The organism is Streptomyces sp. ITFR-16, from assembly GCF_031844705.1.
Classification (GTDB): domain Bacteria; phylum Actinomycetota; class Actinomycetes; order Streptomycetales; family Streptomycetaceae; genus Streptomyces.
Genome location: NZ_CP134609.1, coordinates 5,113,089 through 5,128,825, shown reverse-complemented (window position 1 = coordinate 5,128,825; position 15,737 = coordinate 5,113,089). Strand labels below are relative to the sequence as shown.

General features: G+C 70.7%; 14 protein-coding genes. 9 read left to right on the top strand and 5 right to left on the bottom strand.

Annotated elements, in window-relative coordinates:
- Window positions 1-27: 27 nt before the first annotated feature.
- Window positions 28-2,379 (bottom strand): immune inhibitor A domain-containing protein, encoded by a 2,352-nt coding sequence (locus RLT58_RS22730; RefSeq protein ID WP_399131666.1) that lies wholly within the window; start codon window positions 2,377-2,379, stop codon window positions 28-30.
- A 417-nt stretch (window positions 2,380-2,796) separates the two neighbouring features.
- Here RLT58_RS22730 and RLT58_RS22725 point away from each other — a divergent pair, with 417 nt between their 5' ends.
- Entirely contained in the window at window positions 2,797-3,129 is a 333-nt protein-coding gene (locus tag RLT58_RS22725) for a hypothetical protein (RefSeq protein ID WP_311312211.1), read from the top strand.
- 33 nt (window positions 3,130-3,162) lie between these two features.
- On the opposite strand, the gene RLT58_RS22720 is transcribed toward RLT58_RS22725, so the two are convergent.
- Window positions 3,163-3,834 carry an RDD family protein gene (locus tag RLT58_RS22720; protein WP_311312210.1) on the bottom strand — a complete coding sequence of 224 codons (672 nt, stop codon included), beginning with the start codon at window positions 3,832-3,834 and terminating at the stop codon, window positions 3,163-3,165.
- Between the two features lie 111 nt (window positions 3,835-3,945).
- Window positions 3,946-5,457 carry an RDD family protein gene (locus tag RLT58_RS22715; RefSeq protein WP_311312209.1) on the bottom strand — a complete coding sequence of 504 codons (1,512 nt, stop codon included), beginning with the start codon at window positions 5,455-5,457 and terminating at the stop codon, window positions 3,946-3,948.
- Between the two features lie 210 nt (window positions 5,458-5,667).
- Between RLT58_RS22715 and RLT58_RS22710 the strand changes: the two genes are divergently transcribed.
- Window positions 5,668-6,144, top strand: a complete 477-nt coding sequence (locus RLT58_RS22710) for an SsgA family sporulation/cell division regulator (RefSeq protein WP_311312208.1) — start codon at window positions 5,668-5,670, stop codon at window positions 6,142-6,144.
- A 22-nt stretch (window positions 6,145-6,166) separates the two neighbouring features.
- Here RLT58_RS22710 and RLT58_RS22705 read toward each other — a convergent pair whose 3' ends face one another.
- Window positions 6,167-7,534 (bottom strand): FAD-binding oxidoreductase, encoded by a 1,368-nt coding sequence (locus tag RLT58_RS22705; RefSeq protein ID WP_311312207.1) that lies wholly within the window; start codon window positions 7,532-7,534, stop codon window positions 6,167-6,169.
- Between the two features lie 97 nt (window positions 7,535-7,631).
- Here RLT58_RS22705 and RLT58_RS22700 point away from each other — a divergent pair, with 97 nt between their 5' ends.
- Window positions 7,632-9,389, top strand: coding sequence for a tetratricopeptide repeat protein (locus tag RLT58_RS22700; protein WP_311312206.1), 1,758 nt, complete (start codon window positions 7,632-7,634; stop codon window positions 9,387-9,389).
- Window positions 9,390-9,467: 78 nt separating this feature from the next.
- Here the strand turns inward: RLT58_RS22700 and hppD are convergent, their stop codons facing one another.
- A complete protein-coding gene (hppD, locus tag RLT58_RS22695; RefSeq protein WP_311312205.1) occupies window positions 9,468-10,613 on the bottom strand; it encodes a 4-hydroxyphenylpyruvate dioxygenase in 1,146 nt (381 codons plus the stop codon).
- Between the two features lie 135 nt (window positions 10,614-10,748).
- On the opposite strand from hppD, the gene RLT58_RS22690 reads away from it, so the two are divergent.
- From RLT58_RS22690 to RLT58_RS22665, 6 genes are all read left to right on the top strand, one after another.
- Window positions 10,749-11,222 carry an Lrp/AsnC family transcriptional regulator gene (locus tag RLT58_RS22690; RefSeq protein ID WP_311312204.1) on the top strand — a complete coding sequence of 158 codons (474 nt, stop codon included), beginning with the start codon at window positions 10,749-10,751 and terminating at the stop codon, window positions 11,220-11,222.
- Window positions 11,223-11,237: 15 nt separating this feature from the next.
- The gene (locus RLT58_RS22685; protein ID WP_311312203.1) at window positions 11,238-11,885 is read left to right on the top strand and encodes an ABC transporter permease; all 648 of its coding nucleotides are present in this window, start codon (window positions 11,238-11,240) and stop codon (window positions 11,883-11,885) included.
- The gene (locus RLT58_RS22680) at window positions 11,878-13,140 is read left to right on the top strand and encodes an ABC transporter ATP-binding protein (RefSeq protein WP_311312202.1); all 1,263 of its coding nucleotides are present in this window, start codon (window positions 11,878-11,880) and stop codon (window positions 13,138-13,140) included. The genes RLT58_RS22685 and RLT58_RS22680 overlap by 8 nt, the downstream gene beginning before the upstream one ends.
- Window positions 13,137-14,021, top strand: coding sequence for an ABC transporter permease (locus tag RLT58_RS22675; RefSeq protein ID WP_311312201.1), 885 nt, complete (start codon window positions 13,137-13,139; stop codon window positions 14,019-14,021). The genes RLT58_RS22680 and RLT58_RS22675 overlap by 4 nt, the downstream gene beginning before the upstream one ends.
- Window positions 14,018-14,998 carry a glycine betaine ABC transporter substrate-binding protein gene (locus tag RLT58_RS22670; RefSeq protein WP_311312200.1) on the top strand — a complete coding sequence of 327 codons (981 nt, stop codon included), beginning with the start codon at window positions 14,018-14,020 and terminating at the stop codon, window positions 14,996-14,998. Before RLT58_RS22675 ends, RLT58_RS22670 begins: the two co-directional genes overlap by 4 nt.
- 109 nt (window positions 14,999-15,107) lie before the next feature.
- Window positions 15,108-15,716 (top strand): helix-turn-helix domain-containing protein, encoded by a 609-nt coding sequence (locus tag RLT58_RS22665; protein ID WP_311312199.1) that lies wholly within the window; start codon window positions 15,108-15,110, stop codon window positions 15,714-15,716.
- The last annotated feature ends 21 nt before the right edge of the window (window positions 15,717-15,737 follow it).

Here is a 15,737-nt window from a genome sequence, read left to right as displayed (position 1 = left end):
CATGCTTTGACCTGCGATTTTACCGGATTACTTGTGCGAGGGAGCCACCTGGACGGTCATCGTGTCGCCGCTGAGCGGCTCGCTGATGATCGAGATCTTGGTGTTGGTGTCAGCTACCTGGACACTGCCGGTCTTGTTCTCCTTGTACCAGTAGGTGCCCTTGTGGTCGTCGAAGACCGGAACGCCGAGCTGCGGCTTGATCTTCGTGGCCACGTCACCGTTGTGCAGCGTGAAGCCGTCGGTGGGGTACCAGCTGAACGGGGCGTCGAAGGGCTGGATCTTGTTGCGGATGACCGTGCCGTCCGCCCACTTCAGCGGCTTGGCGTGCGCGTCGATCGGCAGGATCAGGCCCTGGCCCGGGTGGGCCGAGACGTTGTTGTCCTTCTGCGAGCCGTCCCACAGCCAGATCAACAGGCCGTTCTGGTACGGGTAGTGCTCGACCCAGTCCGGACGGGTGTTGGCGAAGCCGAAGTTGTACGGGCCGACCTTGAGGGTCTTGTCGTACGAGACGTACTGGCGGTTCTCCGCGATGTAGCGCTGCGGGTAGTCCTTGGTGAACGACTTGCCCACCCGCGAGAAGCCCTTGGAGGTCCAGCCGTTGTCGTCGCCCTCGGCGTTGTCCGTGAAGAGCGCGGTGCCGTCGGCGGTGACCGAGATGGTGTCGGCCGCGAAGCCGACGCCGCCCGCGCCGCCGTCGGTGGCGTAACGGAAGCGGATGTCGATCTTCTTGCCCGCGTAGGCGTCGAGCGGGAACGACAGCTTCTGGTACTTGCCGGAGACGTCGGTCAGCGCCGGCTTGTCACTGGCGTCGCGCGGGATGGCCTTGCCGTCGGCGGTGCCGTCGATCGCGGTCCAGCTGGTGCCGCCGTTGTCCGACACCTCGGTGTAGAGGTAGTCGTAGTCGGCCTCGATGTCCCACCAGCCCGCGAGGTCCAGGGACGCCTTGGACTTGCCGGTCAGGTCGACCGGACGGGACAGGGTGTTGTTGAGGTTGTCACCCATGTCGCTCCACCACTGCTTGGCGCCCTCGGCGGGCGTCGTGACGGCGGTGGTGACGGCCTTGTCGGGCAGCTCGACGACGAGTGCCTGCTTGTTCTTGGTGTTGTACTCGGACACGCCCAGCTTGTGGGTGGACTTCGTCGCGGCCTTGGCCACGTCGTAGTCCAGCCAGCCCAGCTGGAACTTGTCCCAGGCGGTCATGTCGCCGGGCAGGTCACCGATGCTGTTCTTACCGGTGCCGAGCCAGGAACCGGCCGACATCAGCGACCAGAAACCGACCGAGTTCTCGGCGGTGTTGGTCGTGTCGTACAGGTCCGGCAGACCGAGGTCGTGGCCGTACTCGTGGGCGAAGACGCCCAGACCGCCGTTCTCGGGCTGCGCGGTGTAGTCGCCGACCCAGATGCCGGTGTCACCGATCTGGGTGCCGCCGGCCTTGTTGTCGGCCGGGCCGGTCGCGCCCGCGTTGGTGCCGTACGCGTACCAGCGGTGGGCCCAGATGGCGTTGGTGCCCTCGACACCGCCGCCCGCCGACTCGTCCTCGCCGGCGTGCACGATCTGGAAGTGATCGATGTAGCCGTCGGGCTCGTTGAAGTTGCCGTCGTTGTCGTAGTCGTAACGGTCCCACTGGTCGTACTGAGCCAGATCGGTCTTGATCTGCTCGGGCGTACGGCCCTTGGCCTTCTGGTCGGCGGCCCAGGCGTTCACGCCGTCCTTGATCATGTCCCAGGCGTTGGCGCAGTTGCTCGAACCGCAGTAGTTCGAGCCGTAACGCGCCTCGTTGTACGGGACCTTGACCCAGTCCGAGACCTCGCCGTCGACCGAGTAGCGCCCGGAGGACGTCTTCTCGTAGTACGTCTTGAGCGAGTCCTTGCCGGCCCCCTCGCCGAAGTACAGCTCCTGGAAGTGGGCCTGGTTGTAATCGGCCTGCCAGGCGGTGCTGTTGTCCTTCTTGGGGTCCGGCTTGGCTATCTTGTTGTGCAGCGGTCCCGGCTTGCCGCCGTACTTCACGACGGGCGGCTTGGGGCCCTCGCCGTCCGGGTCGTACGTGGTCGTGTTGTCGACCTGGTCGCCGAACTCCACCAGGACGGTGAAGATCTTGTCGGTCTTCTCGCGGCCGAGCTCGACGTACTTGCTGTCGTCGAGCTTGACGACCTGGGAACCGCCGCGCGACGACACCTTCTTGTCGCCGGACATGACCTGCTCCAGAGCGGCCTGACGCTGAGCGTCCTGCTGCTTGCTGAACGGGCCGTCGAGGTTGTGCGCATTGCCCTCGGCCGACCCCGGGTCACGGCGGTCGACGACGGAAGCAGTCTTGCCTGACGCCTGGTCATCCGCCTGAGCGGTGGCGAAGGCGGATGCGGTGGCAGCGGTCGCGGCCATGGCCACGACAACCGCTCCGGTGCGAAGCGCCCGTCTCTTAATGATCACGTGATGCAGTCCTCCCCGGCGCCCGCGGCTGCGGCCTGGGAGTGTGAAGGGGCCGCGCGCGGAAACGCGTCACAAGTGACGACATTCGACCGGAGTTACGGGAGAAAAGACAGACCTTGACTTGGACAGACCAAGTGCACTATGCAGGAGCACATTTCCGTTATGCGGACGACCCGTCCACACCCAACCGGCGCGCCGAAGCCCCCGATTGGCGCACGTCATGACTCAGTGCGCCCCCTGTGCACCGGCACTGTGGGTTAGGCCACGCTTACTACCGGTTCCTCCAGGGCATCCACCGTCGTAGAGTCGCTTGACAGTGCGACCGTGTTGAGAGACTGCCCATCCGACGTCCCGAGGACGGAAACCGTCATGCCGCGTCCCACAGCCGCACAGCTCTCCTACGGCTCGGCCACCGTCGTCTTCGCGACCCTCGCCATGCTGCTGCTCTCCCGGACCAGTTCGGGCGTCGGCATCGCGGTGATCGGCACGGCCGCGCTCGCCCTCGGTCTGCTGGTGTCCGTCACCGTACCCCTCCCGGCCCGCCGGGGCACCGCGAAATCGGCGAGGACGGCGCCCCCCGCGTCCGCACACCGCGCCACCGCCGCCGGGTCCGAGGGCCGCGCCCTCGGTTCCGTACAGAGCAGGATCCCGGCCGCCCGCACCGGTTCCGAGCGCGTGAGCGAGCACTCGCTGCGCCGCTGACGGACGCCGCGGCCGGCGGACCGGCGCACAGCCTCAGGGCCTTTCGTGCGTCGTCGTCACCACCACCGTCTTGGCCGCCTTGTCCTGGAGGCCCTGCCGGTAGGGCTTGTCGGTGAACATCAGCACGATGTTGATCAGCCACCACAGGCACGGGCAGCACAGCAGCGCCGGCAGCCACAGCACCACGGCCCGCAGGAACGCGCTGCCGGTGTCGGGCACCCGGCCGTCGTTCAGCATCGCCACCCGCAGCTTCAGCAGCCGCTTGCCGAGGGTGCGGCCGTCCTTGTGCGTGAAGTACGTGTCGTACGCGACATAGACGACCAGGCCGATCAGCGACCAGAGCAGCTGATGCCCGCTGTAGGTCTGGGCGAAGATGTCGCTGACGTCGTCGTCGTTGTTGCTGTCGGACACCTCGACCGCACCGCCCCAGGGCAGCGAGATCAGATACAGCGGGATCGAGATGATCAGGAAGTCGATCAGCCGGGCCAGGATGCGCTTGCCGGGTTCGGCGAGCGGCGGCATGCCCGCCAGCGGGTCCGTACCGCCGTAGTTGCCGCCGCCGTAGGGACCGGGGTCGTACGGCGGGGGCGGCGGGGCGCTGTCGTAGGGAGAGCCCGATGACGGCGGCGGCCGGGAGTCGTCCGGCCTCTTGCTGAACGGGTCGTCCTCGGGCGGCTGACCGGACGTCGGCTGATCGTTGCTCATGGGGGCAGTGCACCTCGCCCCACCGGCGCCCGCAACGGCTCAGGTGCTTTCGGGGGAACGGGAACCGCCCGACGGCCCCTCACCCGATGAGCCGTCAGCCGGGCGGGTCGCTCAGCCGGCCACGAAGGTGCGGGCCGCCTTGTCGTGCCAGCACTGGCGCCACGGCCGGTCGACCAGGCACCACAGCACATCGACGATCCCGACGACCAGGACGCCGAGCACACCGTAGACCAGCCAGCGGCGCAGCGCGGCCCCGAAGCCGGGCGGTTCGTGGGACTCGATGTCCCGGACCTCCAGCCCGCAGAGCTTCTTGCCGAGCGTACGGCCCCACTTCGCGGTCGGCAGCGCCTCCAGGAGGACGCCCAGCACCAGGAACGCGGCGAGGACCGCGCCGGCCAGGCCGGCCGTGGTGGAGTCCAGCAGCCAGACGGTGACCGTCTCGCCGGACAGCCTGGCCGCATCGATCTTGTCGTCGATGTGGTCGGCCGCGCGGTTCACCAGCGGCAGGGCGACGGCGGAGACGAGCGCGCCGAGCACCACCGTGTCGATGACCCGGGCGGCCAGCCGCTTTCCGAGCCCGGCCGGGCGGCCCGCCGCACGGGCCGCCGCGAGCCGCTGGAAGTGGTCGTCGACCGGGGGCTTCCAGGGCACGACGGGCTGCTCGGGCCTCGGCTGCTGGGGGAACGCCTGCTGCGGGGCGGCCGGTTCGGGCCGGGCCAGCGGGTGGGCCTGCTGCGCCCAGGAGGCGGAGCCGCCGCCGGGGCCGGGTGTGAGCGGGCTGTTGAGCTCGGCGGGCGCGGCGGCCTCCCGGGGCGGCGCGGCGGCGGGCTTCGGGGCGGCCGGGGCGGCGTGGGGGGCGATGGCGCGGATCGCCATCGTGCCCTCGGCCGAGCCCTGCTGTCCGTCACCACCGGGGCCCAGGGCGCGGATCGCGACGGTGCCCTCGGCGGGCGGACGGCCCGTCCCCCCGGTGGAGCCGCCCGAGCGGCCGGGCCGGGTGACCCGGATCGCGACGGTCTGCTCGGGCGTCCGGCTGCCGCCGTCGCGCATGCCGGGCAGCGCGCCGCCGGTGGGGTCCGGGGCGGGCCGGCGCGGGTCGACGGGGGCGCGGTCGGCGGGTTCGCCGCCCGCCGGCGCACGGCCGGCCGGGGAGCGTTGCGCGGGCGTGCGGTCGGCCGGTTCCGCGGCCTTCGGGGCGGCGTCGGGGCCGGAGGCGGGCGCGGGCGTGCGCGGGTCGGGCTCCGGCTGCTCGCCGGGCGCGCCGGTGCCGCCCCAGGAGACCCGCCGGTCGCGCTCGCCGCCGAAGCCGGCCTGCCGGGAGGCGTCGGCCTGCCAGGCGGTCGCGGGTTCGGGGCGGCTTCCCGCGTACGGCTCCTCGTGCGCGTCCCCGAACGGCTCCTCGTCGAAGAAGACCGGTCCGGTCTCCTCCACGGCCGCGGGGGCGGGCGTCGCTTCGGCGCCGGGGTCGGTGCGCACCGCCTCGCCCTGCGGCGGGGCCGGCCGGCTCGTGCCGGGCACCCAGGAGGCGCCGTTCCAGTACCGGACGTATCCGGGGATGGACGGGTCGGGGTAGTACCCCTCGCGGGGGCTTTCGTCACCGGGTGCCGGGGTTGGGGCGCTCATCACCGTGGTCCCGTATCTCTTGAGTCCTCAGTACAGGAGTCCACATCTACCAGACAGCCGCGTATCCCCGGGCCGGTCCTGGTGTTTGGACCACTTTCCGGTCACGCCGAACTTTTTTCCCGAACTCGCGTAATGGATGGCGGGGAGGGCGCTCTCTCCTTGTGCGGACCGGTCGAGGGACCGGCCCACAGGCATCGAAAGGACGCACTCATGCACACCGTCGTGGAACGCGAGCTGGAGCTCAAGCTGGTCCTGTCCCCCGAGCGCAGCATCCCCGTGCCCGCCCGGCTGACGTATCGCACCGAGGACCCGTACGCGGTGCACATCACCTTCCACATCGGCTCCGAGTCGCCGGTGTACTGGACGTTCGCGCGCGATCTGCTGGTGGAGGGGGTGTTCCGGCCGTGCGGGCACGGGGACGTGCGGATCTGGCCCACCAAGATCGACCGGCGCAGCGTCATCTGCGTGGCGCTGACCTCGCCGGACGGCAACGCCCTGCTGGAGGTGCCGTCCGCCGCGGTGGCCGCATGGGTGGAGCGGACGCTGCGGGTGGTCCCGCCGGGTACGGAGACCGAGCGGCTCGGCATCGACGAGGGGCTCGCCGAGCTGCTCGCGCCGCTGCCGGCCGACGACCTGTGGATGAGCGACCCGTGGCCCTCGGACGAGTCGCAGGACGGGGAGAGTTGAGGAGGTGCCCGGGGCCGGGCGGTCAGAACACCTTGCCCGGGTTGAGCAGCCCCAGCGGGTCGAAGGCCTGCTTGATCCCCCGGTGCAGTTCCACGCTCACCTCGCCGAGTTCGCGGGCGAGCCACTCCTTCTTGAGCACGCCCACGCCGTGTTCGCCGGTGATCGTGCCGCCGAGTTCGAGGCCGAGCGCCATGATCTCGTCGAAGGACTCGCGGGCGCGCCGGGACTCGTCGGGGTCGGTGTGGTCGAAGCAGACGACGGGGTGGGTGTTGCCGTCGCCCGCGTGCGCGCAGACGCCGATGGTGAGGCCGTACTTCTCGGCGATGGCCGCGGTGCCGTCGATCATGGCGCCGAGCCGGGAGCGCGGGACGCACACGTCGTCGATCATCGTCGCCGACTTGACGGTCTCCAGCGCGGTGAGCGACATCCGCCGGGCCTGGAGGAGCATCTCGGACTCGGCCGCGTCGTCCGCCGGGACGACACCGGTGGCGCCCGCGGCCGTGCAGAGCTCCGCGACGGCAGCGAGATCGGCGGCCGGGTCCGGCGTGTCGAAAGCGGCGAGCAGGAGCGCCTCGGTGGACTCCGGCAGGCCCATCTGCGCCATCCGGTTGACGGCCTGGACGGTTGTACGGTCCATCAGTTCGAGGAGTGACGGGGTGTGACCGCGTTCCATGATCCGGCAGACGGCGTCGCAGGCGCTCGCCGCGCTGGGGAACTCGGCGGCCAGGACGAGCTGCCGGGGCGGCTGCGGCCGAAGCGCGAGGACCGCCTTGACGACGATGCCGAGGCTGCCCTCCGAGCCGACGAAGAGCCGGGTGAGGTCGTAGCCCGCGACGCCCTTGGCGGTGCGGCGGCCGGTGCTGAGGAGGCGTCCGTCCGCGAGGACGACGTCGAGCCCGAGGACGTATTCGGCGGTGACCCCGTACTTCACGCAGCACAGCCCGCCCGAGGCGGTGCCGATGTTGCCGCCGATGGTGCACATCTCCCAGCTGGAGGGGTCCGGCGGGTAGTAGAGCCCGTGCTCGTTGACGGCCCGGGACAGCACCGCGTTGACGACGCCCGGTTCGACGACGGCGATCCGGTCGACGGGGCTGATCTCCAGGATCCGGTCCATCTTCACCAGGGAGAGCACGATGCAGCCGTCGGTGGCGTTGGCCGCGCCCGACAGGCCCGTGCGGGCGCCCTGGGGGACGACGGGGACGCGCAGCGCCGTGGCGGTGCGCATGACGTGCTGGACCTGCTCGACGGTGCGCGGGAGCACGACGACGGCGGGGGTGCCCGCCTCGCAGAAGCTCGCCATGTCGTGGGCGTAGGAGGCGGTGACATCCGGGTCGGTCAGCAGGGCCTCGGCCGGCAGCCCCGCGCGCAGTAGTTCGAGAAGATCGTCCATGATCCAAGACTGGCACCCGGGCCCATTGGTGTGAACCCGTATGCGGCGGCGTTCGCAAGGCACGGTGTGATCTTCGTACTGACGCAGAGTGATCGCCATGGACGTCACGCCTCAGCAGCCATCGGCGGCCCCCGGGCCGGACCACTCCCCCGAGACCGCCCACGCCTCGCCCTACGAGTCCCCGCCGGCCCTCCCGCCGAACCCCGCGCCCCTGCCCGAACCGCCGCCCCTCTCGCTGCGCACAGCCCTGCGCCGGGCGGCCTTCGGCGCGGTGGCGGGCGCGGTCCTGGTGACGGGCGCGGTGGTCGCGGTGCCCGACGAGGACAAGGACGCAGCGCCGCCCGTGGCGGGCCCCGTCTCCCGGGCCATGACCGCGACGGCTGCGGGCTCCCCCGCCTCGCTCGCCGATCTGACCGCGCTCATCGGGGACCGCCAGAAGTGGGTCGGCACGCACCCCTCGGACGCGCAGTCCTGGGCCGTGCTCGGCTCGGCGTACGTGGAGTGGGGGCGGCGGTCGGCGGACCCGGCGTCCTACGGCCGCGCCGAGCAGGCCCTGAAGCGGTCGCTGAACGTACGGCCCGGGGAGAACGGCAACGAGGCGGCCTGGGTGGGGCTCGCCGCGCTGGCCAACGCCCGGCACGACTTCGTGACGGCGAAGAAGTGGGGCGAGACGGTACGGTCCCGGCAGCCGAAGCAGTGGACGGTCTACCCGGAGCTGATCGACGCGTACAACGGCCTGGGCGACCAGAAGTCGGCGATCACCGCGGTGGAGAAGTACACGGCGCTGCGGGCGGGGGTGCCGGCGCTGGAGCGGACGGCCGAGATGTACCGGGACCGGGGCTGGCGCGAGGACGCGCTCGCCACCGCGCAGGACGCCGCCGACCGGGCGAAGACGCCCCCCGAGAAAGCGGCCTGCCTGTCCCTGCTGGGCGACCTGGCCTGGGAGCGGGGCGAGCCGCAGGAGGCCGTGGCCCAGTACGGCGCCGCGCTGCGCACCGACCCCGCCCACCACCCCGCGCTGGCCGGCCGGGCGCGGGCGCTGGCGGCCCTCGGCCGCACCGACGAGGCACAGCGGGACTACCAGGCGGCGCTGGCGAAGTCGCCGCGCCCCGCGTACATGCTGGAGCTGGGCGAGCTGTACGAGTCGCTCGGGCTGGACGGCGACTCGGTCAACCAGTACGACCGGCTGCGCCGGGCGCTGGACCTTACGAAGGCGCAGGGCGTGGACGACTCGCTGCTCCTCGGGCGCTTCGAGGCCGCTCACGGGGACGCGTCCGCCGCGGTGGAGCTGCTGCGGGCGCAGTGGGCCAAGGGGCACCGCAGCGCGGCGGTGGCCGATGCGCTGGGCTGGGCGCTGCACCGCTCGGGCGATCCGGACGGCGCGCTGGAGTACGCGGAGCGGGCGGTGGACTCCGGCGGGCAGAACGCCGGGTACGCGTACCACCTGGGCATGGTCCAGCGGGCGCTGAGCGACTTCGGTCCGGCCCGCCGCCATCTGGAGGAGGCCCTGCGCACCAACCCGAAGTTCTCGCCGCTGGACGCGCCCCTGGCCCAGGAGGCGCTGGACACGCTCGGACAGCCCCCGGCGGGCGGTCCGCAGGACATGCAGCCGGCCCCGCCGCCGCCCGCGCCCTCGCAGGCACCCGAGCCGGAGCCCGGGCCGGCCGACCCGGCGCCCGCGCAGGGCGCCGGGCAGGCTCCCGGCGCCGCCCCGGCCCCGGCGGCGGGACCGCAGGGGCACCAGGCGGGTCCGGACGCCCCCGAGTCGGCTCCCGCGGCCGCGGCGACGGATGCGGGGCGCGCCTCGCACCCTCCGGCCAAGCCGTCCGCCGCGCACTCACCGGCCGGCCACTGACCCGACGTCACCAGGGGCGGGCGTCACGAGGGGCGGGCCGGAGTCCGGCCCGCCCCTCGTCGTGCGGCCCCGCGGGGATCAGAGGTTGCCGCGCTTCTCCTGCTCGCGCTCGATCGCCTCGAACAGGGCCTTGAAGTTGCCCTTGCCGAAGCCCATCGAGCCATGGCGCTCGATCATCTCGAAGAAGACCGTCGGCCGGTCCTGGACCGGCTTGGTGAAGATCTGCAGCAGATAGCCGTCCTCGTCGCGGTCGACGAGGATCTTCAGCTCGCGCAGCGTCTCCACGGGCACCCGGGTCTCGCCCGCCCACTCGCCCAGCGTGTCGTAGTACGAGTCGGGGGTGTCGAGGAACTGGACACCCGCCGCGCGCATCGCCTTCACCGAGGCGACGATGTCGTTCGTGGCGAGCGCGATGTGCTGGACGCCGGCGCCGCCGTAGAACTCCAGGTACTCGTCGATCTGGGACTTCTTCTTGGCGACGGCCGGTTCGTTGATCGGGAACTTGACCTTGAGGGTGCCGTCCGCGACGACCTTGGACATGAGCGCGGAGTACTCGGTGGCGATGTCGTCGCCCACGAACTCCTTCATGTTGGTGAAGCCCATGACCTTGTTGTAGAAGCCGACCCACTCGTTCATCCGGCCGAGCTCGACATTGCCGACGCAGTGGTCGACGGCCTGGAAGAAGCGCTTGGCCGGCGGCTCCACGATCGGGGCGGCGGCGACGTAGCCGGGGAGGTAGGGGCCTTCGTAGCCGGTGCGCTCGACGAGGGTGTGGCGGGTCTTGCCGTACGTGGCGATGGCGGCCAGGACGACGGTGCCGTGCTCGTCCTTCACCTCGTGCGGCTCGGTGAGGCCGCGGGCGCCGTGCTCGACCGCGTAGGCGTACGCGGCGCGGGCGTCGGGGACCTCGATGGCCAGGTCGACGACGCCGTCGCCGTGCTCGGCGACATGCTCGGCGAGGAAGCGGCCGTGGTCCGTGGACGCCTTGATGACGGAGGTGAAGACGAAGCGGGCGGAGCCGTTCGTGAGGACGTAACTGGCGGTCTCGCGGCTGCCGTTCTCCGGTCCGGAGTAGGCGACCAGCTTCATGCCGAAGGCCGTCGAGTAGTAGTGGGCGGCCTGCTTGGCGTTGCCGACGGCGAAGACGACGGCGTCCATTCCCTTGACCGGGAAGGGATCGGCCTGCCGCGCTGTCCCGGGCGTGCTGTGCATCGTCTCAGTCATGTCCGAAGGGTCCCGCCGCTTCGCAAGGTGCGCAACAGTTCGCGTATTCACTGGTCAATATGACTAGCCGATGCCCATGATGGGCGGGCTATCTGTACATGGTGACCATCACAGTGAACCCCCCGGAGGCGGACCGTGGCGATCGATCATCTGGACGGGCGGCTCATCGTCCTGCTGGCGCGCGAGCCCCGGATCGGCGTCCTGGAGGCCTCCCGCCGGCTCGGCGTGGCGCGCGGGACCGTCCAGGCCCGGCTGGACCGCCTTCAGTCGAATGGCGTCATCCGGGGATTCGGCCCCGACGTCGACCCGGCGGCGCTCGGCTATCCCGTCACCGCGTTCGCGACGCTGGAGATCAAACAGGGCCAAGGCGCCGATGTACGCGCCCACTTGGGTTCCGTACCGGAGGTGCTGGAGCTGCACACCACCACCGGGCAGGGCGACATGCTCTGCCGGCTCGTGGCGCGGTCCAACGCCGATCTCCAGCGGGTGATCGACCGGGTTGTCGGATTTGATGGCATTGTCCGGGCCGCCACGGCCATCGTCATGGAGAACCCCGTACCCCTGCGCATCATCCCGCTCGTCGAACAGGCGGCGCAGGACACCGACTGAGGCGAGGAGTGACGTGTGAGCTTCTGGGAGTACCTGGGAAATCGCCACCAGCAGTTGCTCACCGACGCCTTCCAGCACGTCAGCGCCGTCTTCCAGTGCATGGTCATCGCCACCGTGCTCGGGGTCCTGATCGGGGTCGTCAGCTACCGCAGCGGCTGGGGCTCCTCGGTGGCGATCACCTCGACGGCGACCGTGCTGACCATTCCGTCCCTCGCCGCGATCGGTCTGCTGATCCCGCTGGTCGGGCTCGGGGTGGCCCCGACCGTCATCACTCTGACGCTGTACGGGCTGCTGCCGATCGTCCGCAACTCCATCGTCGGTCTGCGCGGCGTCGACCCCTCGCTCGTGGACGCGGCGAAGGGCATCGGGATGTCGCGGACCGCCCGGCTGTGCAAGGTGGAACTCCCGCTGGCCTGGCCGCCGATCCTGACCGGCATCCGGGTCTCCACCCAGATGCTGATGGGCATCGCCGCCATCGCCGCGTACGCCTCCGGGCCCGGTCTGGGCAACGAGATCTTCCGCGGCATCGCCTCGCTGGGCAGCGCCAACGCCATCAACCAGGTACTCGCCGGCACGCTCGGCATCGTCGTCCTCGCCCTGCTCTTCGACGCCGCGTACATCCTGCTGGGGCGGCTCACCATCCCGAGGGGGATCCGTGTCTGAGACCGCAGCCGAGGCGGGCGCGGAGGCCGCCGTCAACGCGGCCTCCGGCGCCACCATCCAGCTGGAGAACCTCTCCAAGCTCTATCCGGGCAACCCCAGTCCGGCCGTGGACAACGTCTCGATGGACATCAAGGCCGGTGAGACGGTGATCTTCGTGGGCCCGTCCGGCTGCGGGAAGTCGACCACCCTGAAGATGATCAACCGGCTGATCGAGCCGACCTCCGGCCGGATCAGGATCGACGACGAGGACGTCACCGACATCGACCCGGTGAAGCTGCGCCGGAAGATCGGATACGCGATCCAGTCGTCCGGGCTCTTCCCGCACATGACGGTCGCGGAGAACATCGCGCTCGTACCGAAGATGACCGGCTGGTCGAAGTCGAGGGTGAAGGACCGGGTCGAGGAGATGCTCGACCTCGTCGGGCTGGACCCGCGCGAGTTCCACGGCCGCTATCCGCGCGCCCTCTCCGGCGGGCAGCAGCAACGCGTGGGCGTGGCCCGGGCGCTGGCGGCCGATCCGCCGGTGCTGCTGATGGACGAGCCGTTCGGCGCGGTCGACCCGATCACCCGCGACCACCTCCAGGACGAGCTGATCCGGCTCCAGCACGAGCTGCACAAGACGATCGTCTTCGTCACCCACGACTTCGACGAGGCGATCAAGCTGGGCGACCGGATCGCGGTGCTGCGCGAGCACTCGCACATCGCCCAGTTCGACACGCCCGAGGCCATCCTCACCAACCCGACGGACGACTTCGTCTCCGGGTTCGTCGGGGCCGGCGCGGCGCTGAAGCGGCTCAACCTCACCCGCGTACGGGATGTGGAGATCGCGGAGTTCCCGACGGTGACGGTCGAGGACCCGCTCCAGTCGATCTTCAACAAGCTCCGCAGCGGCCCGCACAACGAGCTGCTGATGCTGGACCGCAGGAACCGCCCGTACAAGTGGCTGCGGCGCGGCGACCTGATGCGGGCCCGCGGTTCGCTGGCGCGGGCCGGGCAGCTGGTGCACGACACGGTGACCCGGGACGCGACGCTGCACGACGCGCTGGAGGCGGTGCTCACCGACAGCGGCGGGCGGGTCGCGGTGACCGGGCGGCGCGGCGAGTTCATCGGCGTCGTGGACATGCAGACCCTGATGAACTCGGTGCACGAGCTGCTGGAGGCCGACCGGCTCACCGCCATCGAGCACCAGCACGAGCTGGAGGAGCTGCGCACCCATCAGACCGTCCAGGAGCTGGAGGGCGGTGCGGGCACATGACCCCCGACTCGCCGTCCGGCTCCCGCTCCCCCGGCCCTGTCCCCGCGTCCGACCGGGACCGCCCGCCGGGCGAGCACGACGTCAAGGGCCATGCCTTCCGGGACGAGGAGGAGGAACCGGCACCCGCGCCGGCCGGTCCGCCGCGCCGGCTCACCTGGCGCAAGCTGGTGGTGGTCCCGGCGGCGCTCGCGGTGGTGCTGGTGATCACCTACGTATGGATCACCAACGTCCACCTCGACTCGATCGCGGAGAACTCCCTCGCGGGCGACACCGTGCAGCTGCGCTGGTGGCAGCACGTCAGGCTGACCGCGATCTCGACGTTCTGGGTGCTGATCATCGCCATCCCGCTGGGCATCGCGCTGACCCGGCGGGGGCTGAGCAAGGCCGCTCCGGTGGTCACGGCGATCGCCAACATCGGGCAGGCGACCCCGGCGATCGGTCTGCTGGCGCTGCTGGTGATCTGGCTGGGCATCGGCCCGTCGACGGCGATCACCGGCATGGTGATCTACGCGGTGCTGCCGGTGCTCTCCAACACGGTCGCCGGGCTGAAGGCGATCGAACCGAACCTGGTGGAGGCCTCGCGCGGCATCGGCATGTCGGCGATGGGCACACTCACCAAGGTCGAACTCCCCCTCGCCGTCCCGCTGATCCTGGCGGGCGTGCGGACCGCGCTGGTGCTGAACGTGGGCACGGCGACGCTCGCGACGTTCGGGGGCGGCGGCGGGCTCGGGGACCTGATCACCTCGGGCATCCAGACCCAGCGGATGCCGGTGCTGGTGCTGGGGTCGGTGCTGACCGTGGTGCTGGCGCTGCTGGTGGACTGGCTGGCCTCGCTGGTCGAGGTGGCGCTCACGCCGCGCGGACTGGAGGTGGGGCGATGAGCGCCCGGCGGGTGCGGACGGCCCTGGCGGGTGCGGCGGCCCTGGCCCTGGTGGTGGCGGGGTGCGGGCTCAAGAGCGGTTCGCCGATGGTCGACGACGTTGTGCCGGGGTCGGTGGGGCAGGGACAGCCGCTGGACGGCGCCTCGCTGACCGTCACCTCGAAGAACTTCAGCGAGAACATCATTCTGGGCCAGATGATCGGCCTGATCTTCAAGGCCGCCGGGGCGGAGGTCCTGGACCGGACGAACCTGCCGGGCTCGATCAGCGCCCGCGAGGCGATCGTGCAGGGCGACGCGGACGCGATGTACGAGTACACGGGCACCGGCTGGATCACGTATCTGGGACACGCCGAGCCGATCACCGACCCGCTGAAGCAGTGGCAGGCCGTGCGGGACGCGGACCGGAGCAACGGGGTGACCTGGCTGCCGCAGTCCACGCTGAACAACACCTACGCGCTCGCCATCAGCAAGAAGAACAACGCCAAGTACCACCTGAAGACGCTCTCCGACGTGGCCGCGCTGGCGAAGAAGGACCCCTCGGCGGTGACGGTCTGCGTGGAGAACGAGTTCGCCTCCCGCGACGACGGGCTGCCCGGGATGGAGAAGGCGTACGGGATGAAGATCCCCGGCGCCAACATCAAGAAGATGGACGCCGGCATCGTCTACACCCAGGTCTCCAAGTCCGACTCCTGCCTGCTGGGCGAGGTGTTCACCACGGACGGCCGCATCAAGGCGATGGACCTCGATGTGCTCACGGACAACAAGCACTTCTTCCCCAACTACAACGCGGCCCCCGTCATCCACACCGCGACGTTCGAGAAGTACCCCGAGATCGCCGGGCTGCTCGACCCGCTCAGCAAGCGGCTGACCACCGAGGTCGCCCAGGTGCTGAACGCCAAGGTGGACGTCGACGGCGAGGACCCGCACCTGGTGGCGAAGGACTGGCTGATCGAGCAGGGCTTCATCAAGGAGGGCTGAGCCGGGGGCTGTTGGGGGCGGACAGGCTGCGCACGACTCCCCGGCGAGTTACAAAGAAGTTTTGCAAAGACCCGTTGCAAAAGACTCTTTGCAACTCTATGGTTGAGCCATGCCCACGACAGAGCCGGACGACAGCAGCCCCACATCGGCCAACCCCAAGGTCCTCAGCATCGACGCCCGCAGCCTGCGCGGACTCGCCCATCCGCTGCGGCTGAGGCTGCTCAGCGTGCTGCGGGAGTTCGGACCCGCCACCGCCTCCGGCCTCGCCGACCGCCTCGGCGAGTCCAGCGGCGCCACCAGCTACCACCTGCGCCGGCTCGCCTCGTACGGCTTCGTCGAGGACGACCCGAGCCGCGGCAAGGGGCGCGAGCGCTGGTGGCGGGCCGTGCACGCGGGCGCATCCTTCGACCCCGAGTTCCTGTACGACCCCGATCCCGAGGTGCGCGGCGCCATGGGCGTCGTCCTCCACGAGGTCGCGACGGCGCACGCCCAGGAGCTGAGCACCTGGCTCGGCACGATGCACGAGTGGCCGCGCGAGTGGTACGAGGGCTCGGACCTCAGCGACTTCAAGCTCCGGCTCACGCCCGAGCTCTCCCGGGAGCTGGCCGACGAGTTGCACGACCTGATCAACAGCTACCGGGGCCGGGTCGCCGAGGACACCGAGGGATCCGCCGTGGTCCGCACCCATCTGCACGTCTTCCCGCGCCCGACCGACTGACCGTGCCCCGCCCCGCCCGAC